Origin of the sequence: Enterobacter sp. SGAir0187, assembly GCF_002952735.2 — a bacterium.
Taxonomy (GTDB): Bacteria; Pseudomonadota; Gammaproteobacteria; order Enterobacterales; family Enterobacteriaceae; genus Enterobacter; species Enterobacter quasiroggenkampii.
Genome location: NZ_CP025034.2, coordinates 2836654 through 2861596, shown reverse-complemented (window position 1 = coordinate 2861596; position 24943 = coordinate 2836654). Strand labels below are relative to the sequence as shown.

13 protein-coding genes, 2 tRNA genes and 3 rRNA genes are annotated in these 24943 nt (G+C 56.0%); 3 read left to right on the top strand and 15 right to left on the bottom strand.

Annotated elements, in window-relative coordinates:
- Positions 1-65: 65 nt before the first annotated feature.
- The 7 genes from hmsP to bcsR form a co-directional block, all read right to left on the bottom strand.
- Positions 66-2072 carry a biofilm formation regulator HmsP gene (hmsP, locus tag CWR52_RS13700; protein ID WP_104949920.1) on the bottom strand — a complete coding sequence of 669 codons (2007 nt, stop codon included), beginning with the start codon at positions 2070-2072 and terminating at the stop codon, positions 66-68.
- Between the two features lie 119 nt (positions 2073-2191).
- On the bottom strand, positions 2192-5674 hold the full coding sequence (gene bcsC / locus CWR52_RS13695) for a cellulose synthase complex outer membrane protein BcsC (RefSeq protein ID WP_104949919.1): 3483 nt from the start codon (positions 5672-5674) through the stop codon (positions 2192-2194).
- Positions 5656-6762, bottom strand: coding sequence for a cellulose synthase complex periplasmic endoglucanase BcsZ (bcsZ, locus tag CWR52_RS13690; protein WP_104949918.1), 1107 nt, complete (start codon positions 6760-6762; stop codon positions 5656-5658). The genes bcsC and bcsZ overlap by 19 nt, the downstream gene beginning before the upstream one ends.
- A gap of 6 nt (positions 6763-6768) precedes the next feature.
- Complete coding sequence (gene bcsB / locus CWR52_RS13685; protein WP_104949917.1) at positions 6769-9189, bottom strand: cellulose biosynthesis cyclic di-GMP-binding regulatory protein BcsB; 2421 nt, start codon at positions 9187-9189, stop codon at positions 6769-6771.
- 10 nt (positions 9190-9199) lie between these two features.
- Positions 9200-11815: a UDP-forming cellulose synthase catalytic subunit gene (bcsA, locus tag CWR52_RS13680; protein ID WP_104949916.1), complete on the bottom strand. Its 2616-nt coding sequence runs from the start codon at positions 11813-11815 to the stop codon at positions 9200-9202.
- Positions 11812-12564, bottom strand: coding sequence for a cellulose biosynthesis protein BcsQ (bcsQ, locus tag CWR52_RS13675; protein WP_104949915.1), 753 nt, complete (start codon positions 12562-12564; stop codon positions 11812-11814). The genes bcsA and bcsQ overlap by 4 nt, the downstream gene beginning before the upstream one ends.
- 11 nt (positions 12565-12575) lie before the next feature.
- Positions 12576-12764 (bottom strand): cellulose biosynthesis protein BcsR, encoded by a 189-nt coding sequence (gene bcsR, locus CWR52_RS13670; protein ID WP_008503237.1) that lies wholly within the window; start codon positions 12762-12764, stop codon positions 12576-12578.
- Positions 12765-12939: 175 nt separating this feature from the next.
- Here bcsR and bcsE point away from each other — a divergent pair, with 175 nt between their 5' ends.
- From bcsE to bcsG, 3 genes are read left to right on the top strand one after another with little or no spacing between them, the layout of a single operon-like run.
- Positions 12940-14502, top strand: a complete 1563-nt coding sequence (bcsE, locus tag CWR52_RS13665; protein ID WP_104949914.1) for a cellulose biosynthesis c-di-GMP-binding protein BcsE — start codon at positions 12940-12942, stop codon at positions 14500-14502.
- A complete protein-coding gene (bcsF, locus tag CWR52_RS13660) occupies positions 14499-14693 on the top strand; it encodes a cellulose biosynthesis protein BcsF (RefSeq protein WP_045909071.1) in 195 nt (64 codons plus the stop codon). Before bcsE ends, bcsF begins: the two co-directional genes overlap by 4 nt.
- Positions 14686-16365: a cellulose biosynthesis protein BcsG gene (gene bcsG, locus CWR52_RS13655; protein ID WP_104949913.1), complete on the top strand. Its 1680-nt coding sequence runs from the start codon at positions 14686-14688 to the stop codon at positions 16363-16365. Before bcsF ends, bcsG begins: the two co-directional genes overlap by 8 nt.
- Positions 16366-16413: 48 nt before the next feature.
- On the opposite strand, the gene CWR52_RS13650 is transcribed toward bcsG, so the two are convergent.
- From CWR52_RS13650 to CWR52_RS13615, 8 genes are all read right to left on the bottom strand, one after another.
- Positions 16414-17406, bottom strand: coding sequence for a glycosyl hydrolase family 8 (locus CWR52_RS13650; protein WP_104949912.1), 993 nt, complete (start codon positions 17404-17406; stop codon positions 16414-16416).
- Between the two features lie 16 nt (positions 17407-17422).
- On the bottom strand, positions 17423-18385 hold the full coding sequence (birA, locus tag CWR52_RS13645; RefSeq protein WP_104949911.1) for a bifunctional biotin--[acetyl-CoA-carboxylase] ligase/biotin operon repressor BirA: 963 nt from the start codon (positions 18383-18385) through the stop codon (positions 17423-17425).
- A complete protein-coding gene (gene murB / locus CWR52_RS13640) occupies positions 18382-19410 on the bottom strand; it encodes a UDP-N-acetylmuramate dehydrogenase (protein WP_104949910.1) in 1029 nt (342 codons plus the stop codon). Before murB ends, birA begins: the two co-directional genes overlap by 4 nt.
- Positions 19411-19534: 124 nt before the next feature.
- A 5S ribosomal RNA gene (rrf, locus tag CWR52_RS13635) occupies positions 19535-19650 on the bottom strand.
- A 70-nt stretch (positions 19651-19720) separates the two neighbouring features.
- A 23S ribosomal RNA gene (locus CWR52_RS13630) occupies positions 19721-22625 on the bottom strand.
- A gap of 171 nt (positions 22626-22796) precedes the next feature.
- A tRNA-Ala gene (locus tag CWR52_RS13625) sits at positions 22797-22872 on the bottom strand.
- A gap of 107 nt (positions 22873-22979) precedes the next feature.
- Positions 22980-23056 (bottom strand) — tRNA-Ile (locus CWR52_RS13620).
- 70 nt (positions 23057-23126) lie between these two features.
- A 16S ribosomal RNA gene (locus CWR52_RS13615) occupies positions 23127-24668 on the bottom strand.
- Together the 16S, 23S and 5S rRNA genes with 2 tRNA genes alongside form the textbook arrangement of a ribosomal RNA operon.
- Between the last annotated feature and the right edge of the window lie 275 nt (positions 24669-24943).

The window sequence follows — 24943 nt, the reverse complement described above, 5'->3', positions numbered from 1 at the left end:
TCAGTTCAAATTTGAAACACAAATGTTAAGAAATTTGAGCTGGCTCGCACAAGCCAGCAACAAAATTACACTTTTGCGTTATTGTCAGCACCAGAAAGGTATCGTTCTTCAAAGACATCCGAAGGGACTGCAGGGGCAAACAGGAAGCCTTGCCCGCTCTCCACGCCCGCCTCTGCCAGCCAGGCGCGTTGCGCGTCGGTTTCAATCCCCTCGGCAATAAGGTGCAGGTTGAGGCTACGCGCCATCTGGATAATCGCCTGCACCATGCTGCTGTCGCCCGGCAGTCCGTCGACAAACGCTTTGTCAATTTTGAGCACATCCACCGGAAGGGTCTTCATGTGCTGAAGCTGACGCAGCCCGGCGTACCCCATGCCGAAATCGTCCAGGGCAATGCGAATGCCGGCATTACGCAGCGGCTTAAGAATCGCGACCGCCTCATTGGGGTCGTCAATGCGTCGACTCTCCGTCACTTCCAGGGTCAAGGTATCCGGTTTGATGCGGTAACGATGGATCAGCTCCAGCATCTCAGAAACCATGGTCGGGTGCATAAGCTGCATGGCAGACAAATTGACCGACAGCGGCAGCGTTACGCCGCGCTCCTGCCAGGCGGCAAGCTGACGACAGGACTCTTCGAGCACCCAGTAGCCGACGGTGACCATCAGGCCGCAGGACTCGATGCGCTCAATCAGCCCTTCCGGCAGCTCCCATGAGCCATCCGGCTGCTGCAGACGCAGCAGGGCCTCGGCGCTTTTTACCTCTCCCGTCCGCAGATCCACCTGCGGCTGCAGCCAGAGGGCAAACTGGCGGTTATCCAGCGCGGTCAGGATGTCGCTCTCTTCCGTCAGGCGCTGCTGCGCCTTTTCCATCTGCGCCGGGTCGAAGAACTGGATTTGGTTTTTCCCTTTGCGCCGGGCGGTAAAGGCCGCCGAGAAGGCGCGGCGATAAAGCTGTTCCGCGGTCAGATCGCCATAGAACATGGCAATCCCGATACTGGCACTCGGGCGAAGCTGGATACCCTGAATAGGCAGCCGCTCATTAATGACAGTGAGTACTTGCTGACCTAACGTGATCGCATGCCAGGGTTCTTTTACGCCGTTGGCAATCACCACCAGGTCGTAACCGCTGACCTGGGTCAGCACCATGCGCGGGGCAAGGACAGATTTGATCTTTTCCACCAGGGTGAGCAGCAGCATTTCGCGCTGGCTCTCCTGAAGCACGCCAGCCGTGTCCTGCAGGGTTTCACAGGCAATGACCATCAGCGCGGTGGTTTGCTGTCGCTCAACGGTTTGCTCCAGCATCGCCATCAGGAACGCTTTATTGGGAAGCTCCGATACCGGAAAACGGGTGGCGCTACTGTTCATCTCATCCTGCTGACGCTGGATGCGCTGCTGGTTGAGGTTGTAGCTGCGCACCAGCATGCCGATCTCATCGTCATGATGCAGACGCGGCAGCTCAAGCTGGTGTCCCATTTGATCCTGCGGCGCAAGCGTGTTCAGCTCGCGGGCGATACGGCGCAGGGGATGGACAATCAGCCGGTTAATGCACCAGGTCAGCGCCACGCTGAGAATAAGCGTCATAAGTAAGCAAGTGGTCACTAACGTAACCACCCAACTCATGACGAATTTATATATGCGGTAGGAGTCTGCCTGTAACACCAGGTAGGCCAGCGGCTGTGGATTGGCAGGGCGTTCGAGTGAATAAACGGGCAGCGAAATTTGCACCGGCAGTTCAAACAGGCGCATCACCATCATCGGGACGGGACGTTCCGGGATAAAGCTCATCCGCAGCGCCTGAAACTGGTTGGGCAGCACGACGTCCGCCCGGCTCACAACACCGGCCGGCTGAATGCGTTTCAGTATGGTTTCCGCTTCGGGGATATCCCCTTTCAGGATCGAGGCGGAGAGCGGGCCGCGCACCGAACGGGCAATACTTTCTAATTGCGAAGCCGTGTTATAGCGATTCTGCTGTACGGAATGAAACAGCAAAATGACGCAGAAGAGCAGGACAAACAGCATGGTGACGGCAGAGACCATCGCCATCTGTTTGATTGTTAAGGAACGGCTGACACGCAAAATGACTCTCCACAAAACTCGAAGCGCAGGGCGCGCCAGGGTGTAAACCTGGCGCGCCTGAGTATACCCGATTGCCGCACTATTAAGAGAGACTTACAAATGGATTAAGGAAAATCCGATTACCAGTCCGCGTAAGGGATAAGCGGCTGCGGCGGTAAGTCCATATCGCCCTGCCAGCCTGCAGCAGAGTAGCGCACATAGATCAGCGCGTGGCTTGGGGTATAGTCTTTCGCTTCCTGAATATCCACGCCCATGCCCACAAACCAGTTGGACGTAACCCGCCGCTCGATTATGGCCCGTGCGGTATAACCCGTCCCGGAAGAACTGCTGCCGGTTTCCATCGCGCCCCGGTCGGTATAGCGGTCTGGCTCATCGGTCGGGATCAGATTCTGAATCGGGTAGCGCAGCTCGTCTTTGGTTTTGGAGTGGGACCAGGAGACCGAGCCCCCCAGCTCCCAGGACCAGTTTTCCGTGCGCTTACGCCATGTCACCGGCAAGGCGAAGGAGACATACTCCTGCGGGCTGTAATAGCCGCCCTGGCCCAGGGTATAACCGCTCAGGTCTTTGTCGTAGTGCCAGAGCATGTTGGACACCCCGACCGTCAGGCGCTCGTTGTTTTTATTAATGAGCTTGTAGTAGTAACCCGTCATCCAGCGGACGCGCCAGTTATCCTCCACATTTTTACCCGTCAGCGTTTCCGCGTTCAGGCTTGACCAGACGCCGTTCGCTTCCCCTTTGTCATAGCTCATACTTACGCCGCCACCGGTGGCGCGTACGCCACCCCAGGTGGTGCCGGTATTGGTATCTTTTTGCCCGCCGAAGGCCAGCAGAGAGCTGGAGATTGGCCGACGATGGGCGTTAACGGTATAGCCGATGGGCCCCAGATCGCTGCTGTAGCTGATGCCGCCCACCACGTCGACGACGTCAAAGCCCATTGGCGTGGTACCAATATCCATCGCCCAGGTTTTATTCTGCCAGCCGACGGCAACGCTTGCGCCATTGTCGGACTGATGGGTGTTGCCGCTACACGGCGTTTCGTAGCAGGTTCCCCATTTAGGATCGTAAGTCCCGTTCCTGGTATCGAATGACCCGGCATCCATATTGACCAGATCGCTTCTGAAGAACATGCGTCCATCAGAGAGCGGCGCATCCACCTGCAGCATGGTGGTATGCGCTTTCAGATCGGAATAACCGCCCGTACCGCTGGAGCCCCAGTAATCGTGCTGCAGCGTGACGTTAACATCCTGCTGGCGGTACAAGTCACCGGCATCACTGCGCACGCCGCGCTTCAGCCAGTCGTCTTTTTCATCGTTACGCGTCAGACGGGTGAAACTGTCGTTGTCAGCCGGACGCGTCGTGGTGATACCCGTCGATACCATCGCATCTTTGTAGGTTTCCAGCGCCTGCTGAGGCTGGCCGTTCTGCGCCTGGAAACGCGCGGCATCACGCAGCACCAGCGCGTTTTCCATGGAGCCAGGCTGCGATTTAGCCTGCGGAATAATTTTATTGAAGGTCTGCTCTGCGGCAGCGGCATCGCCCAGACCCGCCTGCGCCATCGCGATGCGGCGCTGCATATTGAGCGACAGCGGCTGGCCGTTTTGCGCGGCGGGCAGCTTCGCCAGCTCCGCGCGCGCGGCATCTTTGTTACCCTGCGCGCTGTAAATCTCGGTCAGACCGAGGAGCGCGTCTTCATTCTGCGGCTCACGCTGCAGGACGGCGTTGTACGTCGTTTTCGCCGAGTCCAGATCGCCACGCTGCTGCGCCCAGTCCGCCAGCGTGAGGTCGATACGGGTGGAGGTCGGCTGCTGGCGAAGAAGATTCTCTGCATCCTGCTCTTTGCCGCTGTCGCGCAGGCGGTTGGCGGTTTCCAGCACCTGGTTGCTTTGCAGGCGGTCGGCAAGTTCCTGAATATTACCGTTCCACTGGCTGCGCGGCAGCGTCTCCAGATGCGCCAGCGCGGCGCGGTCCTGATCGTTTCCGGAAAGGTAGAGCCCGTTGGCATACACCTGATCCGGGTCGGACGGTTTCTGGTGGGCAAGCTGACGCATCAGGGTATCCGCCTGGCTGCGCTGACCCGCGCTGTAGAGATCGCGCGAGAGACGATAGGTTATCCACACGTCGCCGGGAGAGAGCGCCAGACGACGACGCTGAATGTCTGCTGCCTGCGCGTATTTCCCCTGGTTCTCAAGCTGTTCGGCCTGGGCGGAGAGCTGTTCGTTGGTCAGGCTACGTTCAATGTCGTCTATGCTACGGCGCTGGCTGGCGGAGAGAGACTGGATAAACTGCGAAGCCTTCTCCGGCGACTGCGCGCGGTAAATATTGGCCAGGCCGCGAACCGCATTGCTGTTGCCACTGTCCATCCGCAGCGCCTGGCGATAGTAACGCTCCGCCGCGTCGTTATCTTTACGTGCCGCGGCGGCGTCGCCCAGCCCCAGCACGGCATAGCTGTCGGTATTGTCGGTATTGCGTGCCTGCTGATAGTAACGCTCTGCCTGCGCCGGGTTATTCGCCTTCAGCGCCGCATCGCCCTGCTGGATCAGCAGCCAGTAGCGGTTAACTTTCAGAAGACTGTCCCATTTACCCCGGTTATCGCTCTGGGGGTCGAGGGCAATCGCCTTTTCAAACTGGGCGACCGCGCGGGCGCGGTCGCCCTTCTGGGAATACGCCTGTCCAAGAGCGCCCACCGCTTCACTGTCGGCATGGTTGGCGCTGACGGCTTTTTGCAGCTCCGCCACCGCCTTACTTCCCTGCCCGGCATCCACCGCCGCCAGCCCTTCCGCTTTCGCGCGGAACGCCGGATCGGCGAGCTGTTTTTGCTGCGCTTCAAGCTGGGCACGCGCCGCCGCGACGCTATCCCCGTCGCTGAATACGCTCAGGTATTTTTGCAGCGCACTGACGCTGGCGCTGCTGGCAGGCTGGTCTTTGATTTGGTCATACCACATATCAGACGCCTGGCTGCGGCCACTGGTGGATTTGGCCATCTCCTGCAATACCGCAAAGGCTTCATCACGACGTCCACTCTGGAACAGAAGCTGGGCCAGCGTAGCCTGCAGCTGCGTATTTCCGGGACTGCTGCTGTTTATTTTCTTGAGCTGGTTAATGGCCGCGCCGCGGCGAGCAGGATCTTTTGCCACGACGTTCCAGTATTCCGTCGCCACGTCGCCACCCGGCGGGTTGCCGTCAAACAGCTTGTCATAGGCGGCAATCGCCTCCTGCGTGTGCCCCGTCGTAGCGAGCAGTCGCGCCTGCTGGAGCTGCTGGCGGCCATCCGGAGTAGAAAGCAGCATCGTGTTGCGTGATGACTGGTACGCACTCGAACCCGGCGCAATCCCTTTCAGACGATCCAGCTCTTTTTGCGCACCGGCGTTATCGCCCTGGCGCAGCAGGTAGCGAAAGCGTGCGGCGATGACGTCAGGGTTGTTCGGGTCAATCAGCTCAAGGCGATAAAGCGACTGACGAACCAAATCCTCACGCTGTGTCGATTCGCCCAGCCTCACCTGCTCCAGCAGCTGTTTTTGCTGCGGAGAGTTAGCGGCCTGAGCCCACGGCATAAGCGCCAGGCCAAGCGATAAACTGAGTAGATTTACTGTGAACTTGCGCATTCCTGGCCCCAATCCGGTATTAATTCACCTTTTGCGGTGAAGCGAAAACGATGCTGATCCCATCCTTGCCCAAAAAGCGTCAGCACGTAGCTGTAATAGGCATTATTATCGGGAAAATGGTCCGCAACGCGCTGGCGCTGAATCGCCTGGGCATCACGTTGTTGTAAAAACGGCAGCATAGCGGCAGAGAACCCGACCGGGCCGTCGCCGGTGCGTTTCCCCATCGCCACATCCACTTTCTCCGGCGGCACACCCCGTTTCATGGTCTTTGCCGCCATCGGCTGGAAGCGCGTCAGCAACTGGGCTTTCTGAGGATCGTTGTCACTCATCATGCCCACCCAGAGATACACGCGGATGGCGTCGTAGCCGCCCACCAGCGCCTTATCCTGCTGTAACCGCCAGCCTCTGTTTTTCTGATACTGCACCCAGTCCGGCGAAAAGCCTTTCGGCGCACTCTCCAGCAGCAGGCGCAGATTGGTTTCACGAAGCTGGGTCCACGGGGAGCCAAAGCGCGTGAAATAAGCCGCTAGCTGCGGAGGAAGGTAGCTGGGGTTAAAGCGCCAGGCGTGTTCATCGGCAAAGCCGACTTTGCCGGGAAGCAGCATTGCGCCAAGCCCCGGGACTTTCACCACCTCCTCGCTGACGATGCGTTTCAGCAGCGCTTTACCCGTGCGGGTATAGTCCGGATGCTTCCACAGCCGACCCGCTTCGAGCAGTGACCAGGCGATCCAGACATCGGCATCAGAGGCGGAGTTGGTATCAATCACCGCCCACGTCTCTTTATCTTTCTGCCCCCATAGCCAGGCTGGCAGATGGTCGTTGAGATCGCCGCTGGCAAGATTATCGCGCGTCCACGTCAGCAGTTGGTCAAAGGCCTGGCGATCGTTCGCCGCCAGGGCAAAGAACAGGGCGTAGCTTTGCCCTTCCGAGGTCGTAATTTTGCGCGTGTCACTGGGGTCAATGACACGCCCGCCCTCACTGATGTAGTCCTTTTTAAACTGCTCCCAGGCAGGCCAGGTACAGGCGGCGCGAAGAGGAAGCGCCGCCAGCATCACCGCTGCTAATACACACCAGCGAAAGGCTTTCATCACATCTTACTCATCCGGGTTCAGACGACGACGGCTGATGATTCGCAGCAGACGCCACAGCACCCATGCCAGCAGGACCACACTGACCGCAGCCAGGATAGCGAGCAGAACCGGATGGTTAGCCAGCGCATACCACAGGCGTTCGAACCACGGCAGATGGCCCACGTAGTACACATCCCCCACGCGCAGGCTATTGACGCCGGACTCACGGATCACCGACACGGAACCAAACATCGCGGCACGTTTACCGCTGTCGTTCATGGCCGTATTGAGCAGTTCATACCCGCGCGGGCTGTCCGCGAGGAGAGCCACGACGCTACGCTGTTCGTTGTAAGGTGACTGGAAGCCCACCACCGCAGCCATTGCCCCCTGAGACGTTACCGTCGTCTGCGCGCTGGCCTGACGGTCGTTCATATCCGGCATAATGCTCGGGAATTCGGTCTGGCGCAGCGGCGTGTTAACCCAGGACTCGGTGGCTTTCACCAGCAGATCGATACGTTTGTCATCCTTCAGCTTATCCGGAATGGTACCGATCACCATGATGTCAGCGTCTTTGTTCTGAATCTGGCTGCCATCGTCCGTCAACGTGACGTTAATTGCCGGTAATCCCGTCTGTCCGCCAACGGTCGCCATGGTGTCCAGCAGGGTCGTGACCTGACTTTCGTTTGGCGCTTTCGGCATCACCACAATGGACTCAGAGAGATCGGCCATGCGGCTGAACGGGAAGCCCGCGTTAGCAAAGGCGCGCAGATCCGGCATCGCCAGGAAGTGATAGTACTTCGAGAAGTCGATGGTCGACTCATCGCCAATCACAACGTGGTTCTGCACCGGCTGGAAGGTGATGCAGTTTTCCACCGAGCCGCCAGGCATCGGGTTCATGTACTGGAAGTCAAAGCGCAGCTGGTTTATCGCGCCGAGCTTCAGTGCCGGGATGGAGACATCCGTTTTACCGTCCAGCAGCCCCTGCAGCACCGGCAGACGAAGCATCAGACGGTTACTATCCTGCGTGCTTTGCAGGCTGAAAGATTGCAGGAACTGGTTGTTCAGGCTGATATCCATGCGCGAGCTGTCTTTGGTCGCTGGCGCGGTATACCGGTAGTTCAGATTGATATCAATGCCGTTGGTGCGTAGCAGGTACAGATCCGGCGGTAGATTCAGCGACAGGCTAATCGGCGCTGGCTCAAGCCCCGTCGCCTGCAGCTGTTCTTCATAGGTTTTCAGTTCGCCAAAGGTGACCGCACGGTCGGTGCGCACCCAGTTTGGCGCATCATAAGGTTTACGCGCCAGCAGCGGTTTGACCTCATCCACTACAACGCTGTTGCCACGGAAAAGAACGTTGCCCTGGGCAATCGCTTTAGCTGCCTGCACCAGATCTTTATCATCACGACCAAAGACCACCAGCAGCTTCACGTACGGGTTTTCCGGGTGGCTTATCATCTCAATGGTCGGCGCGTTGACGTCCGGATGATCGCGCAGGAAAGCCGGGCGTTTCGCGTTGGTGGCAAACACAATGGCATTTCTGTCCGGCAGCTTGTCATACATCGCCGGGAAGCTCTGGCCGCGCCAGCCCGCGCGTGAACCAAACCAGGACGCCACAATGGTGGCCGCCAGCTGCTCGGTTACGTCCGGGGAAGAGGCAAACACCATCGGCAGCGTGAGCGGACGGTTATCACGCGGATCGAAGAACGGAACCGGGAAGGCTGAGAGATCGTTTTTCAGCGCCAGCGACTGGTAGGTCATCTGCAGCGAGGAGTTACGTCCGACGTCCATCCACAGCGTGTTGCTGGCCGGGTTTTCGCAGACATCGCGGTAGTGACCGACAAATTCCAGGCGAATACGGTTAAAGTCGGTGATGAACAGCGGGTTGATCGGCACCTGAGCCTGCGTTTTCTTGCCGAGCTGCTCTTTGGTGACCGGCAGAACGTCCATCAGCTCGTCATTCAGATAGACCTTCAGCTGAGACTGGGTCGGCAGCAGCGACGGCGACGGCGTGTATTCGAGATTCAGTACCGCATTAGAGACAACCTCATCGCTGCGCATGCCAAATTCAATGCCGCCGTTAGGGTTGATGCCGCGCAGCACCATGCTGCCCGGAGGCGGCGCAATTTGTGCGAAGGTCAGCTTCACGTCCCGCGACGGCGCATTGTCCGCCACGACGGGCGCATTCGCCCCCCGGACGCCCGGCATCACCTGCCCGATGACCTGGCCGTCTGCCGGCAGGGTGTTCCCCTCCGTTGGCTGGTTCGGCAGGATGTTTTCCGTTTGACCGGGTGCCGCGGTGACAACCGGATCGGTTGCTTGCGCGACGACAGGTACGGTTGGCGCAGGCGTTGCCGCTGCGTTACCCGGGGCCGCGTTAGCCATTGTTGCGGGGAGCGCATTCATCCCCATTGCCACTGCACATAACCAGGAAAGTTTTGTTTTCATCGCGTTATCATCATTGTTGAGCCATAACCGGGTCCGCCTGCTTCGCCTCATCCCGCTCAGGACGACGAGGAATGAACGACACGACCCAGGAAACCAGCGAAGTAAGTGACCGGAAAATTAATTTCACCGACGACGGGGCAAATTCTGCAAGGTGACGATAGCCACGGAACCCCAGCTTCAGAATATCCAGCAGGCTTTCCAGAGGTTTATCTTCCGGGAAGCTGTCCTGCCAGAGAGCCCACGTATCCGCGCGGGCAAACGTACACTGCACAAAATCGATATGTTGCTTTTTGGTCAACGGCATCAGTTGCAGGCCGACTTCATTGCCCACCACGCGAACAACCTGCGTGGGGAAGACATACTCCTGCTGACCGCGCTTAAGGAGCAGGTTAACTTTCTGCCCTTCCAGCACCTTCGCCTGGCCGTTGATTTTGATCCCCAGGCCGCCGTCAGAGAAGTCGTGCACGGTACAGGAGAAGAGATGGCCATCTTCACGGGCAATCGCCGCTGGCATGCAGATTTCCACGCGATGTGCGCGACGAACCTGTTTGCTCTCCACCGACACCGCCACCGCGCCACCGAGGATAATCAGGTTGTAGAAGACCCAGGCCATACTGACGAAGACGGTCAGGATTTCGTTTTCCGGACCGTAGAAGTAGCGCCAGATACCAGCGATGACGCCCACGATATTCAGCAATACCAGGAAGATATACGGCCGGGAGATCACCCAGTCGACGTACTCCTCCTCTACCAGACCGCCCTTCGCGGTGACGTTGAATTTCCCTTTATGCGGGTTAATCAGCGCCACCATCGTCGGCGGCGCGATGTACCAGGCCAGCACCGTTTCGTAGATTTCACTCCAGAAGGAGTGGCGGTATTTCCCCTGAATCTTCGAGTTCGTCAGGCTCGCGTGGATCATGTGCGGCAGAACAAACAGCGCAATCATCAGCGCCGGGGCGTAGATGATATAAGCGTGAAGGAGCAAGAACGCCAGCGGCGCGGTCAGGAAGATAAGCCGCGGGATACCGGACAAGAAGTGGAACATGGCGTTGACGTAGCAGAGACGCTGCGCCAGCTTGAGCCCTTTCCCAATCAGGGGGTTATCGAGACGGAAAATCTGCACCATGCCGCGCGCCCAGCGAATACGCTGGCCAATGTGCGCCGACAGTGACTCCGTTGCCAGACCTGCAGCTTGCGGAATGCGCATATAGGCTGAGGTATAGCCACGACGGTGCAGGCGCAGCGAGGTGTGCGCATCTTCGGTGACCGTCTCGACGGCGATACCACCAATTTCATCCAGCGGTTTACGGCGGATAACCGCGCATGAGCCGCAGAAGAAGGTGGCGTCCCACATGTCGTTTCCGTCCTGTACCAGGCCATAGAACAGCGTGCCTTCGTTCGGGGTCTTACGGAAACGGCCAAGGTTACGTTCAAACGGGTCCGGCGAGAAGAAGTGGTGCGGCGTCTGCATCATCGCCAGCTCTTTCTCCTTCAGGAACCAGCCCATGGTCATCTGCAGGAACGAGCGCGTCGGCACGTGGTCGCAGTCAAAGATCGAAACAAACTCCCCGGTGGCATACTTCAACGCGTTGTTGATGTTCCCCGCCTTAGCGTGTTCATGCGTCGGACGGGCGATGTATTCGACGCCGACCTCCTCCGCGAACTGGCGGAACGCCGGACGGTTGCCGTCATCAAGAATCCAGACCTTGAGCTTATCTTTCGGCCAGTCGATGCCCAGCGCGGCATAGATGGTGTTCTTCACCACGCTCAGGTCTTCGTTGTAGGTCGGCACGAAGAGATCGACGGTTGGCCACTGGGTCGTGTCCTTTGGCAGCGGAACCGGCTGACGGTTGAGCGGCCAAATCACCTGGAAATAGCCCAGCACCAGCACAATCCAGGCATAGGTTTCAGCAAACAGCAGCACCAGGCCGCACACCAGACTCACCGGGTCGTCCCAGTTCAGCGTCGAGGTATAACGCCACCAGATGTAGCGGCAGGAGACGGTCAGCGACAACACGATCAGCATCAGCGCCGAGAAGCGACCCGGAATTCGGCGTACCAGTAGCGCCACGCCCCACAGCAGGATCAGGAAAGTGAACTGCGCCAGAGGGTTGAAAGGCTGCGTAATACAGACCAGCGCCAGAATGAGCGAGAACACGACGATCACGCCGAGGATAAAACGCCGCAAGCCCGGGTGGAGATGCCCGAGCTCTTTGTGGTTATCCAGATGGCTGGTCTTATCGCTGACGCTGTTGGGCAGCCTGTCCAGCCACTGATGGTAGCGCTCACGTAACTGCTGCACGCGGGAGAAGCTCCGCCAGTGCGGCGTTTTTGTCTCCACGCGGGATGAGGTCGCCACCAGCCAGATGGCCTGAATGAGATAACGCGCCGGATCCAGTGGACGCGGCCGGTCAGGATTAATGTGCGGATACAGTTCACTGTGCCGGGCACGTATACGCTGCCAGCGCGGGTGTTCGAGTGGAATAAACATCCAGGCCAGAATCATCCAGAAACAGCCGAGCGCGGCGCTGAATGCCGACGCGCCGTGACGGCGAAAATGCCGGTAATGTTCGCTCAAACGCGAACTGACCGGTGGGATGAGTAACCAGCTGGCGAGACGACTCATACATCACTCCCTGCATGCTCCGCCCGGTTGGCGAAGTTCAGCAGACACCAGTTAGCCAGCGTCAGGATCTCTTCTGCCGCCAGTGAATCGCTGCGGTATTCGCCGAGCGGTTGCTTCGACGCAAGGCATTCCGCCATGCCCTCATCACGATGGATGACAATGGGAAGCAGGCGGCGCTGGCTCTGCAGCCAGACCTGATAGAGATCGTCCTGAATTTGGCTGCCAATACGTAAATCGTTAATCAGAAGATGCGCATTCTGAGGCAGCCCCTGCTGATGCAGGCGGATATGGCAGTTCGCATCGACATTAACGATCGAGAGGACATGATCGCACTGCGCGATAAGCTGTCGGGTCAGCGTGCCGGCACCGTGCGGCAGATCCAGCAGGATCCACTTGTAGTGCCCCTTTTCCTTCAGGCTCTGCAGCGCCAGCGTAAATTGCGAAAACAGGCGCTGGTACGCGGCTTCATTCTCGCGTTCCGTGGTGGTCAGTTGACCAAACGGCAGCAGGTCAAGAAGGGAGGTATAGCGCAAACCTGCATCCTGCCAGTCTTTATCGTCAAGGAGCGCGCGGGCCCAGCCCTCTTCGCGAGTAAAGTCGACGTTAAACGACATACGCAGCAAATTATCGGCGCAGGCGTCAATAACCAGCACCGATTCACCTAAAAGCTGTAATGACCACGCCAGCGCCGCGGTAACAGATGTGGTACCCACACCCCCACGGACACCCTGTAATCCGAGTATGGCCATCAATGGCTCCCTTATTGTTGATGGGCGAATTCAGCTAATAACGGCCAGCGTTTAATAGCCGCGGCCAACTGTTCCCGCTGGGAAATATCGGTGTAATCTATTTCAGGTAAAGAAAAGGCCTGCGTCAGCGCCAGAAAATCGTTTTGGAATGTGTAACCCAGGGTCGAGTCGACTGGGGTACCGGGTTCATTATTATCCATTCTTTTTCCATCCCTTTAAGGAAAATCGCACGCTAAAGAAGTTGCGGGGCTTCCTGCCCTGACAAATTTCATTTACATGCTAAATCTGATGTTCTTTAATTTCAATGTTAGGTTTATTTCTACGCTTTCGCTAGTAAACTGAGATACAGATAAATTAGACGAAAAGAGGGACACCGTGGACTCCATATTTTCTATTGGCATCCAGTCATTATGGGACGAATTGAGCCACATGCCAGTCGGAGGAGTCTGGTGGATTAATACGGACCGTAATGAAGATGCTATCAGTCTGGTAAACCAGACAATTGCTGCTCAGGATAAGGATTCCCGCGTGGCTGTCATTAGCATGGGCGAAGATCCGAAGAAAATTATCACGCTGGAAAACGATCGCGGGCCTCAGACGGTGCGATTATTTTCCATGACATCGGATGCCGATAGTCTATACTTTTTGTCCCGCGACGTTCAGTGCACTATTGATCCGGATCACTATTTAGTGATCCTTAAATGCGCAAATAACGTCCTGCAAAATATCCCTGCTGAAAAACTGCTGCCGTGGCTGGAAAAAATCAATAAATGGGCAAAATTTCAAAATTGCACGCTATTGATAGTCAATCCCGGCAGTAATAATGACAAGCTATTCTCACTTTTAATGGGTGAATATCGCTCCCTGTTCGGTCTGGCAAGCGTTCGTGACCAGGCGGGAAGCTATCTCTACGATATTGCATTCTGGTGTAATGAAAAAGGTGTGAGCGCCAGGCAACAACTTACGCTGAAACATATCGAGGGTAAGTGGCACCTGGCGCAGCAGGAAGAAACCGTGGTGCAACCGCGCAGTGATGAAAAACGCATTCTGAGCCATATCGCGGTTTTAGAGGGGGCACCCGCCCTGTCGGAAAACTGGTCGCTGTTTGAATCTAACGAAGACCTTTTCCACGAAGCTCGCACAACCCAGGCGGCAACGATTATTTTCTCGCTGATGCAGAATAACCAGATTGAGACGCTTGCAAGGCAGATCCACACCTTGCGCCGCCAGCGCGGAAGCGCGTTAAAAATCATCGTGCGCGAAAACAATACCAGCCTGCGCGCCACCGATGAGCGTCTGCTTCTGGGTTGTGGCGCCAATATGGTTATTCCATGGAATGCGCCGTTGTCACGCTGCCTGACGCTTATCGAAAGCGTTCAGGGCCAGCAGTTTAGCCGCCATGTGCCGGAAGATATTTCCACGCTGCTCTCCATGACGCAGCCGATGAAGCTGCGTGGATACCAAAAATGGGATACCTTCTGCGACGCCGTCGGCAACATGATGAGCAATACGCTTCTTCCAGCTGACGGGAAAGGGGTCATGGTTGCTCTGCGTCCTGTACCGGGTATTCGCGTTGAACAGGCTCTCACCTTATGTCGCCCGAACCGTACAGGGGACATCATGACCATTGGCGACAATCGCCTGGTGCTGTTTTTGTCCTTCTGCCGGGTAAACGACCTCGATACGGCGCTTAACCACATCTTCCCCCTGCCTACCGGGGATATTTTCTCGAACCGTATGATTTGGTTCGAAGATAATACGATCAGCGCGGAGCTGGTGCAGATGCGTGCGCTCCAGCCTGAACAATGGGCTAAACCGCTCGCGATCAAGAGCGATGCGAAACCGATCCTCAATGCCAGACATGATGGACATGTCTGGCGCCGGGTTCCGGAGCCCCTTCGCTTATTAACAGACAACGCGGAGAACGCACCATCATGAATATCAGCGATATCATTCAACTGGTTATAGTCTGTGCGCTGATCTTTTTCCCGCTTGGCTACTATGCACGCCATTCCATACGTCGTATCCGTGATACGGCCAGAGTGCTGTTTATAAAACCTCGCTATGTAAAACCAGCCGGAACACTGACACGGGCATCACACGTCAAGGCAGACCGAAAACATGACTAATTCTACCTATACCGCTTCGTCACCCTCGCCGCTCTGGCAATACTGGCGCGGCCTTTCCGGCTGGAACTTCTACTTTCTGGTGAAGTTTGGTCTGCTGTGGGCAGGCTATCTGAATTTCCATCCCCTTCTCAACCTGGTATTTATGGCCTTCCTGCTGATGCCCCTGCCGAATATCAGGCTGCATCGCTTACGTCACTGGATAGCCATCCCTCTCGGCTTTGCGCTGTTCTGGCATGATACCTGGTTACCGGGGCCGGACAGCATTATGAGCCAGGGCTCACAGGTGGCAGGCTTTAGCGCCAGCTATATCCTCGATCTGACCGAGCGGTTTGTTAACTGGCAGATGATAGGCGCGATATTTGTGCTGCTGGTTGCCTGGCTGTTCCTGTCACAGTGGATCCGCGTCACGGTGTTTGTCGTCGCGATTATGATCTGGCTTAACGTGCTGACGCTGGCTGGGCCAAACTTTTCGCTGTGGCCTGCTGGTCAACCGACCACCACGGTGACCACCACAGGGGGAAGCGCAGCAGCAACCGTTACCACGGCTGGCGATACGCCTGTAGTGGGCGATATCCCAACCCAGACCGCACCGCCGACCTCAACCAACCTGAACGCCTGGCTCTCCAGTTTCTATACCGCGGAAGACAAGCGACAGACGAAATTCCCGGATGCGCTGCCGGCGGATGCTCAGCCGTTTGAACTGCTGGTGATCAACATCTGCTCTCTCTCCTGGGCCGACGTGGACGCTGCAGGTTTGATGTCTCATCCGCTGTGGTCGCATTTCGACATTCAGTTTAAAGATTTTAACTCTGCCACCTCGTACAGCGGCCCGGCAGCAATCCGCCTGCTGCGTGCAAGCTGCGGTCAGGCATCGCATAAGAATCTGTATCAGCCTGCCGGCAATCAGTGTTATCTGTTTGATAACCTCGCCAAACTGGGCTTTACGCAGCATCTGATGCTGGGACATAACGGCCAGTTCGGTAACTTCCTGAAAGAGGTGCGTGAACAGGGTGGTATGCAGGCACCGTTGATGGATCAAACTGGTCTTCCCGTTACTCTGCTGGGCTTCGACGGCTCGCCGGTTTATGACGATACCGCCGTGCTGCAGCGCTGGCTGCAGACCATCGAGAAAGACAGTAATCCACGCAGCGCGACGTTCTTTAACACCCTGCCGCTCCACGACGGTAACCACTTCCCGGGCGTGAGCAAAACCGCGGATTATAAAGTGCGTGCGCAGAAATTCTTCGACGAGCTGGACGCGTTCTTTACGGAGCTGGAAAAATCAGGCCGTAAAGTGATGGTGGTCGTGGTGCCTGAGCACGGTGGCGCGCTGAAAGGCGACAGAATGCAGGTGTCAGGCCTGCGTGATATCCCAAGCCCGTCGATTACCAACGTGCCTGCTGGCATTAAGTTCTTTGGGATGAAGGCACCCCATCAGGGCGCCCCCATTGAAATCACCCAGCCGACCAGTTATCTGGCAATCTCAGAACTGGTTGCCCGTGCCGTTGACGGGAAGCTGTTTGTGGAAGATAGCGTGAACTGGGATCAGCTCACCAGCAAACTGCCGCAAACGGCAGAAGTCTCCGAGAACGCCAACGCGGTGGTGATTCAGTATCAGAACAAACCGTACGTTCGCCTGAACGGCGGGGATTGGGTACCGTATCCGCAGTAACACGGTATGACGTCCCTCTCCCCGTCCGGGAGAGGGACTATATCGACATTATTGCTGGGCGATCCACACCAGCATTTTCAGACTTGCCGAATAGTAGTCGTCTTTAGAGGTGATTTCGGGTTCTTCGGAAGGCTGCCCCATCGTTAAATCGCGTACAGCCAACAGGCCGCCTTCCATCATGTAAGGCGCATATTCGTTAGTGGTGACGTTAACCCAGGCGGGCGTTTGCTCCCGGGGGAATTGCCCAAACCACGCTTTCCACGGCGTCAGGAGCGGGCTTTGCTTATCAGACCAGGCAAGATATAGCGGAATACGAATCGCGTCATAGCTCATTCGCGGTGCCCAGCCTTTAGCGGGAGCCAGCTTGCCACCTGATGTCAGTGAAACCCAGTCAGTAGGTAGGTTCGCTTTACCCGAGCCCATTTTCCCCATCAGGCGTTCCCCGTCCTTAATCAAATCGCGCCAGACCGGCAAATTACTGCGTCCGGAGAAGGCCTGCCAGGCCGGAAACACAAAATAGGAAGGATTAAGGACCACTTCACCGTCAAGCGTAAATCCCTGGACGCCGGGCAGCATCACGCGGTAACCCGCATAGCGGATGACGCTATGGGCAACGAGCGCTTTTGTAATGGCATCCGATGCGGCGCCGTAGCGTTTGTCATGCCAGCGGGCATCGGCCTTAAGCAGCGCCCAGGCAATCAGCACATCGCCATCGGCAGCGTTGTTTTTGTCGGCGATCGGGTTGGACTCTGCGGGGTTAAAGCGCCAGTAAAACAGACCGTTCTCTTTGTTCTTCAGCTCACGGTTTGTCCATTGCCAGAGCTTATCGAACGTGGCCTTATCGTCGTTGGCGACTGCCATCAGCATGGCAAAGCCCTGACCTTCCGTATGCGACACGCCACCATTGCCGGTATCGACAATGCGGCCTTCCGGTTTGAAAAAGCGTGCCTTATAACTCTCCCAGGCCTGACCCGCCTGAGAGAGGGGTGAGAACAACACGCTCATCATGACGGCCAGCGTCGCGCAGACGGGTTTTCGCATCATTCACTCCATCCGGTTATTCAGCACTCCGCAGGGAAATTTCACCGCCCACCCAGGGTTTGATTACACCATCCTGCTCCAGGAGCAGCGCGCCCTGAGCGTCAATACCGCGGGAAGTGCCGTAGATCTCTTTATCACCAATCAGCAATTTCACCGGGCGGTTGATGAAGTTATCCAGTTTTTCCCAACGCGACAGGAACGGCGCCAGCCCTTCCTGCTCAAAAAGCGTGAGCGAACTGCGCAGCTCTTTAATCATACGTACGGCAAGGGTGTTACGATCGATGACGATCCCCGCCTCCTGGAGGTTAGTCCAGGCCTGATTAACCACGTCATTCTGGACATTGCGCATCACCATATTGAGGCCCGCGCCAATGACGATTTGCGCCGCATCGCCCGTTTTGCCCGTCAGTTCAACCAGAATGCCGGCAAGTTTACGATCGTTGAGGTACAGATCGTTAGGCCATTTAACACGCACTTGATCCGCCCCCAGATCGTGAAGCACCTCTGCCATGACGATACCGATGACCAGACTCAGGCCAATGGCAGCGGCCGGGCCCTGATCGAGTCGCCAGTACATGGACAGATAGAGGTTGGCGCCAAAGGGGGAAAACCACTTGCGGCCACGACGGCCGCGACCAGCCTGCTGATACTCAGCAACGCAGGCATCGCCGGATTTGAGCTCAGGCAGACGATCCAGAAGATACTGGTTCGTCGAATCAATCACCGGCAGCACCGCCACGTTGCCATGTCCAATCTGGCTGCGGATCGCGTCTTCATTCAGCAACTGAATCGGCTCCGGCAGGCTGTAGCCTTTTCCGGGAACCGTGAACACATCAACACCCCAGTCGCGAAGCGTCTGGATATGTTTATTGATAGCAGCACGGCTCATGCCAAGCTGTTCACCCAGCTGCTCGCCAGAATGAAACTCGCCGTCAGCAAGGATGCTAATCAGGGTTAAGGGAACGGTATTGTCCTTCACGCGATGGCCTCCACGGCATTGACTTCACCTTTGCGGCCAATGAAGCGGACTTCTGGCTCCAGCCAGACGTTAAACTTTTCGCCCACACGCTGACGAACATAATGAGCCAGCTGTACCACATCGTCGCTGGTTGCATCGCGTTGGTTAATCAGCACCAGAGCCTGCTGTCGGTGAACGGCTGCCCCGCCGACTGAAGCGCCTTTTAGCTGGCATTGATCGATAAGCCATCCTGCTGCCAGCTTCACGCTGCCATCCGCCTGAGGGTAATGTGGCGCGGTTGGCCACTCCTCCAGAAAGCGTCTCGCATTTTCGCCGCTGATCACCGGGTTTTTAAAGAAGCTCCCTGCATTTCCGTTAACTTTGGGATCGGGAAGCTTGGTCATCCGCATATGGCAAACCGAGTCAAAAACGTCGCGTGCGGTAACGGTAGCCGGATCGAGACGCGTTAAATCCCCGTAGGTCAATACGGGTTGCCAGTTCTTCGACAGACGCAAACCCACAGCGACAATCACGTAGCGATCCTGATATTCATGTTTGAAGATACTGTCACGATAGCCAAAACGGCACTGTTCTGCGGTTAAACGCGTCGCCGTTCCGGTCGCCAGCTCGATGCAGTCGACATATTCACAGACATGTTTCAGCTCGATGCCGTAGGCGCCGATGTTTTGAATGGGTGACGATCCGGCGCAGCCTGGAATAAGCGCAAGGTTTTCCAGACCCGCCATCCCTTTTTCGAGGGTAAACTGCACCAGGTGGTGCCAGTTTTCACCAGCCCCCACGTGCAAGTGCCAGCTATTGTCACGCTCTTCCACATCAATTCCCATGATGCGGTTAACGATCACCGTTCCCGCAAAATCGTCGAGAAACAGGACATTACTTCCTTCGCCCAGAATCAGTACGGGTTCGTTTTTTTCTGTTGCGCTTTGCCATGCATCCAGCAGCTGCTGTGCAGTATCGGCACGTACAATTTGATTAGCATTGCGTTGAATGCCAAAGGTATTCCAGGGCTTAAGGGAGTGGTTCATAGACGCTATCCTGATGCAAAAACGCAGGTAGTTTACCGTATAAGCAGGGCATTGGGGGATCAGTTTGTGCAGCGTATAAACGCAAAAAGGCCATCCTTTCGGATGGCCTCTTCACTTGTTTGATGCCTGGCAGTTCCCTACTCTCACATGGGGAGACCCCACACTACCATCGGCGCTACGGCGTTTCACTTCTGAGTTCGGCATGGGGTCAGGTGGGACCACCGCGCTAAAGCCGCCAGGCAAATTCTGTTTAATCTGTATCAGGCTGAAAATCGTGTCTGTCTCTTCGCCAAAACACCTTCGGCGTTGTAAGGTTAAGCCTCACGGTTCATTAGTATCGGTTAGCTCAACGCATCGCTGCGCTTACACACCCGACCTATCAACGTCGTCGTCTTCAACGTTCCTTCAGGAGACTTAAAGTCTCAGGGAGAACTCATCTCGGGGCAAGTTTCGTGCTTAGATGCTTTCAGCACTTATCTTTTCCGCATTTAGCTACCGGGCAGTGCCATTGGCATGACAACCCGAACACCAGTGATGCGTCCACTCCGGTCCTCTCGTACTAGGAGCAGCCCCCCTCAATTCTCCAGCGCCCACGGCAGATAGGGACCGAACTGTCTCACGACGTTCTAAACCCAGCTCGCGTACCACTTTAAATGGCGAACAGCCATACCCTTGGGACCTACTTCAGCCCCAGGATGTGATGAGCCGACATCGAGGTGCCAAACACCGCCGTCGATATGAACTCTTGGGCGGTATCAGCCTGTTATCCCCGGAGTACCTTTTATCCGTTGAGCGATGGCCCTTCCATTCAGAACCACCGGATCACTATGACCTGCTTTCGCACCTGCTCGAGCCGTCACTCTCGCAGTCAAGCTAGCTTATGCCATTGCACTAACCTCCTGATGTCCGACCAGGATTAGCTAACCTTCGTGCTCCTCCGTTACTCTTTGGGAGGAGACCGCCCCAGTCAAACTACCCACCAGACACTGTCCGCAACCCGGATCACGGGTCTACGTTAGAACACCAGCCATTAAAGGGTGGTATTTCAAGGACGGCTCCACGCAGACTGGCGTCCACGCTTCAAAGCCTCCCACCTATCCTACACATCAAGGACCAGTGTTCAGTGTCAAGCTATAGTAAAGGTTCACGGGGTCTTTCCGTCTTGCCGCGGGTACACTGCATCTTCACAGCGAGTTCAATTTCACTGAGTCTCGGGTGGAGACAGCCTGGCCATCATTACGCCATTCGTGCAGGTCGGAACTTACCCGACAAGGAATTTCGCTACCTTAGGACCGTTATAGTTACGGCCGCCGTTTACCGGGGCTTCGATCAAGAGCTTCGCGTTGCCGCTAACCCCATCAATTAACCTTCCGGCACCGGGCAGGCGTCACACCGTATACGTCCACTTTCGTGTTTGCACAGTGCTGTGTTTTTAATAAACAGTTGCAGCCAGCTGGTATCTTCGACTGATTTCAGCTCCACCCGCAGGGGCTTCACCTACATATCAGCGTGCCTTCTCCCGAAGTTACGGCACCATTTTGCCTAGTTCCTTCACCCGAGTTCTCTCAAGCGCCTTGGTATTCTCTACCTGACCACCTGTGTCGGTTTGGGGTACGATTTGATGTTACCTGATGCTTAGAGGCTTTTCCTGGAAGCAGGGCATTTGTTACTTCAGCACCGTAGTGCCTCGTCATCACACCTCAGCGTTAAAAGGTACCGGATTTACCTGGAACCTCCGCCTACATGCTTAAACCGGGACAACCGTCGCCCGGCTAACATAGCCTTCTCCGTCCCCCCTTCGCAGTAACACCAAGTACAGGAATATTAACCTGTTTCCCATCGACTACGCCTTTCGGCCTCGCCTTAGGGGTCGACTCACCCTGCCCCGATTAACGTTGGACAGGAACCCTTGGTCTTCCGGCGAGCGGGCTTTTCACCCGCTTTATCGTTACTTATGTCAGCATTCGCACTTCTGATACCTCCAGCATGCCTCACAGCACACCTTCAACGGCTTACAGAACGCTCCCCTACCCAACAACGCATAAGCGCCGCTGCCGCAGCTTCGGTGCATGGTTTAGCCCCGTTACATCTTCCGCGCAGGCCGACTCGACCAGTGAGCTATTACGCTTTCTTTAAATGATGGCTGCTTCTAAGCCAACATCCTGGCTGTCTGTGCCTTCCCACATCGTTTCCCACTTAACCATGACTTTGGGACCTTAGCTGGCGGTCTGGGTTGTTTCCCTCTTCACGACGGACGTTAGCACCCGCCGTGTGTCTCCCGTGATAACATTCTTCGGTATTCGTAGTTTGCATCGGGTTGGTAAGCCGGGATGGCCCCCTAGCCGAAACAGTGCTCTACCCCCGAAGATGAGTTCACGAGGCGCTACCTAAATAGCTTTCGGGGAGAACCAGCTATCTCCCGGTTTGATTGGCCTTTCACCCCCAGCCACAAGTCATCCGCTAATTTTTCAACATTAGTCGGTTCGGTCCTCCAGTTAGTGTTACCCAACCTTCAACCTGCCCATGGCTAGATCACCGGGTTTCGGGTCTATACCCTGCAACTTAACGCCCAGTTAAGACTCGGTTTCCCTTCGGCTCCCCTATACGGTTAACCTTGCTACAGAATATAAGTCGCTGACCCATTATACAAAAGGTACGCAGTCACACCACAAGGGTGCTCCCACTGCTTGTACGTACACGGTTTCAGGTTCTTTTTCACTCCCCTCGCCGGGGTTCTTTTCGCCTTTCCCTCACGGTACTGGTTCACTATCGGTCAGTCAGGAGTATTTAGCCTTGGAGGATGGTCCCCCCATATTCAGACAGGATATCACGTGTCCCGCCCTACTCTTCGAGTTCACAACCTGTGTGTTTTCGTGTACGGGACTGTCACCCTGTACCGTGCGACTTTCCAGACGCTTCCACTAACACACAAGCTGATTCAGACTCTGGGCTGCTCCCCGTTCGCTCGCCGCTACTGGGGGAATCTCGGTTGATTTCTTTTCCTCGGGGTACTTAGATGTTTCAGTTCCCCCGGTTCGCCTCGTTAACCTATGTATTCAGTTAACGATAGTGCAACGAATTGCACTGGGTTTCCCCATTCGGACATCGCCGGGTCAAAGGTTCATATCACCTCGCCGGCGCTTTTCGCAGATTAGCACGTCCTTCATCGCCTCTGACTGCCAGGGCATCCACCGTGTACGCTTAGTCGCTTAACCTCACAACCCGAAGATGTTTCACTTCATGATTGCGAAAATTTGAGAGACTCGAACACACCATTAAGATGTGTCGTTTCAATTTTCAGCTTGATCCAGATTTTTAAAGAGCAAAACTTCGCAGTGCACCTTTTCAGGTTCACTCTGAAGTTTTCTTGGGTTCGCAGTAAAAGATGGTGGAGCTATGCGGGATCGAACCGCAGACCTCCTGCGTGCAAAGCAGGCGCTCTCCCAGCTGAGCTATAGCCCCATCGTTTTGCAATCTCTGTACCGGTAATTTTTCCTGAGACAAGGCGTGGTAACGCGAAGCATACATCAGTATGTGAGCGTTGCCGCAACGCAGTATCAGGGAAAATTTGGTAGGCCTGAGTGGACTTGAACCACCGACCTCACCCTTATCAGGGGTGCGCTCTAACCACCTGAGCTACAAGCCTGCAGAGATTTTTACTGCTGTTTTTTCATCAGACAATCTGTGTGAGCACTGCAAAGGCAGGTTCTTTAAGGTAAGGAGGTGATCCAACCGCAGGTTCCCCTACGGTTACCTTGTTACGACTTCACCCCAGTCATGAATCACAAAGTGGTAAGCGCCCTCCCGAAGGTTAAGCTACCTACTTCTTTTGCAACCCACTCCCATGGTGTGACGGGCGGTGTGTACAAGGCCCGGGAACGTATTCACCGTAGCATTCTGATCTACGATTACTAGCGATTCCGACTTCATGGAGTCGAGTTGCAGACTCCAATCCGGACTACGACGCACTTTATGAGGTCCGCTTGCTCTCGCGAGGTCGCTTCTCTTTGTATGCGCCATTGTAGCACGTGTGTAGCCCTACTCGTAAGGGCCATGATGACTTGACGTCATCCCCACCTTCCTCCAGTTTATCACTGGCAGTCTCCTTTGAGTTCCCGGCCTAACCGCTGGCAACAAAGGATAAGGGTTGCGCTCGTTGCGGGACTTAACCCAACATTTCACAACACGAGCTGACGACAGCCATGCAGCACCTGTCTCAGAGTTCCCGAAGGCACCAATCCATCTCTGGAAAGTTCTCTGGATGTCAAGAGTAGGTAAGGTTCTTCGCGTTGCATCGAATTAAACCACATGCTCCACCGCTTGTGCGGGCCCCCGTCAATTCATTTGAGTTTTAACCTTGCGGCCGTACTCCCCAGGCGGTCGACTTAACGCGTTAGCTCCGGAAGCCACGCCTCAAGGGCACAACCTCCAAGTCGACATCGTTTACGGCGTGGACTACCAGGGTATCTAATCCTGTTTGCTCCCCACGCTTTCGCACCTGAGCGTCAGTCTTTGTCCAGGGGGCCGCCTTCGCCACCGGTATTCCTCCAGATCTCTACGCATTTCACCGCTACACCTGGAATTCTACCCCCCTCTACAAGACTCTAGCCTGCCAGTTTCGAATGCAGTTCCCAGGTTGAGCCCGGGGATTTCACATCCGACTTGACAGACCGCCTGCGTGCGCTTTACGCCCAGTAATTCCGATTAACGCTTGCACCCTCCGTATTACCGCGGCTGCTGGCACGGAGTTAGCCGGTGCTTCTTCTGCGGGTAACGTCAATCGGTGAGGTTATTAACCTCACCGCCTTCCTCCCCGCTGAAAGTACTTTACAACCCGAAGGCCTTCTTCATACACGCGGCATGGCTGCATCAGGCTTGCGCCCATTGTGCAATATTCCCCACTGCTGCCTCCCGTAGGAGTCTGGACCGTGTCTCAGTTCCAGTGTGGCTGGTCATCCTCTCAGACCAGCTAGGGATCGTCGCCTAGGTGAGCCGTTACCCCACCTACTAGCTAATCCCATCTGGGCACATCTGATGGCAAGAGGCCCGAAGGTCCCCCTCTTTGGTCTTGCGACGTTATGCGGTATTAGCTACCGTTTCCAGTAGTTATCCCCCTCCATCAGGCAGTTTCCCAGACATTACTCACCCGTCCGCCGCTCGCCGGCAAAGTAGCAAGCTACTTTCCGCTGCCGCTCGACTTGCATGTGTTAGGCCTGCCGCCAGCGTTCAATCTGAGCCATGATCAAACTCTTCAATTTAAGTTTGATGCTCGTGAATTAAACTTCGTAATGAATTACGCATGTTCACTCAGAGACTTGGTATTCATTTATTGTCCGAAGACATTAAGAATCCATGTCACTTTGAGTGCCCACACAGATTGTCTGATAAATTGTTAAAGAGCAGTGCCGCTTCGTTTTCGCTGCGGCGCGGGGTGTGCATATTACGCTTTCCCGCTTCAGAGTCAAGCGTTTATTTTCGCTTTTCTCTGCTGACCCGGCGGCGTGTGTGCCGTTGTTCCGTGTCAGTGGAGGCG

Coding starts and splice junctions, on each gene's coding strand:
- bcsC (WP_104949919.1), bottom strand. CDS start 5,674: ATGCGCAAGTTCACAGTAAATCTACTCAGTTTATCGCTTGGCCTGGCG.
- bcsZ (WP_104949918.1), bottom strand. CDS start 6,762: ATGAAAGCCTTTCGCTGGTGTGTATTAGCAGCGGTGATGCTGGCGGCG.
- bcsB (WP_104949917.1), bottom strand. CDS start 9,189: ATGAAAACAAAACTTTCCTGGTTATGTGCAGTGGCAATGGGGATGAAT.
- bcsA (WP_104949916.1), bottom strand. CDS start 11,815: ATGAGTCGTCTCGCCAGCTGGTTACTCATCCCACCGGTCAGTTCGCGT.
- bcsQ (WP_104949915.1), bottom strand. CDS start 12,564: ATGGCCATACTCGGATTACAGGGTGTCCGTGGGGGTGTGGGTACCACA.
- bcsR (WP_008503237.1), bottom strand. CDS start 12,764: ATGGATAATAATGAACCCGGTACCCCAGTCGACTCGACCCTGGGTTAC.
- bcsF (WP_045909071.1), top strand. CDS start 14,499: ATGAATATCAGCGATATCATTCAACTGGTTATAGTCTGTGCGCTGATC.
- bcsG (WP_104949913.1), top strand. CDS start 14,686: ATGACTAATTCTACCTATACCGCTTCGTCACCCTCGCCGCTCTGGCAA.
- CWR52_RS13650 (WP_104949912.1), bottom strand. CDS start 17,406: ATGCGAAAACCCGTCTGCGCGACGCTGGCCGTCATGATGAGCGTGTTG.
- murB (WP_104949910.1), bottom strand. CDS start 19,410: ATGAACCACTCCCTTAAGCCCTGGAATACCTTTGGCATTCAACGCAAT.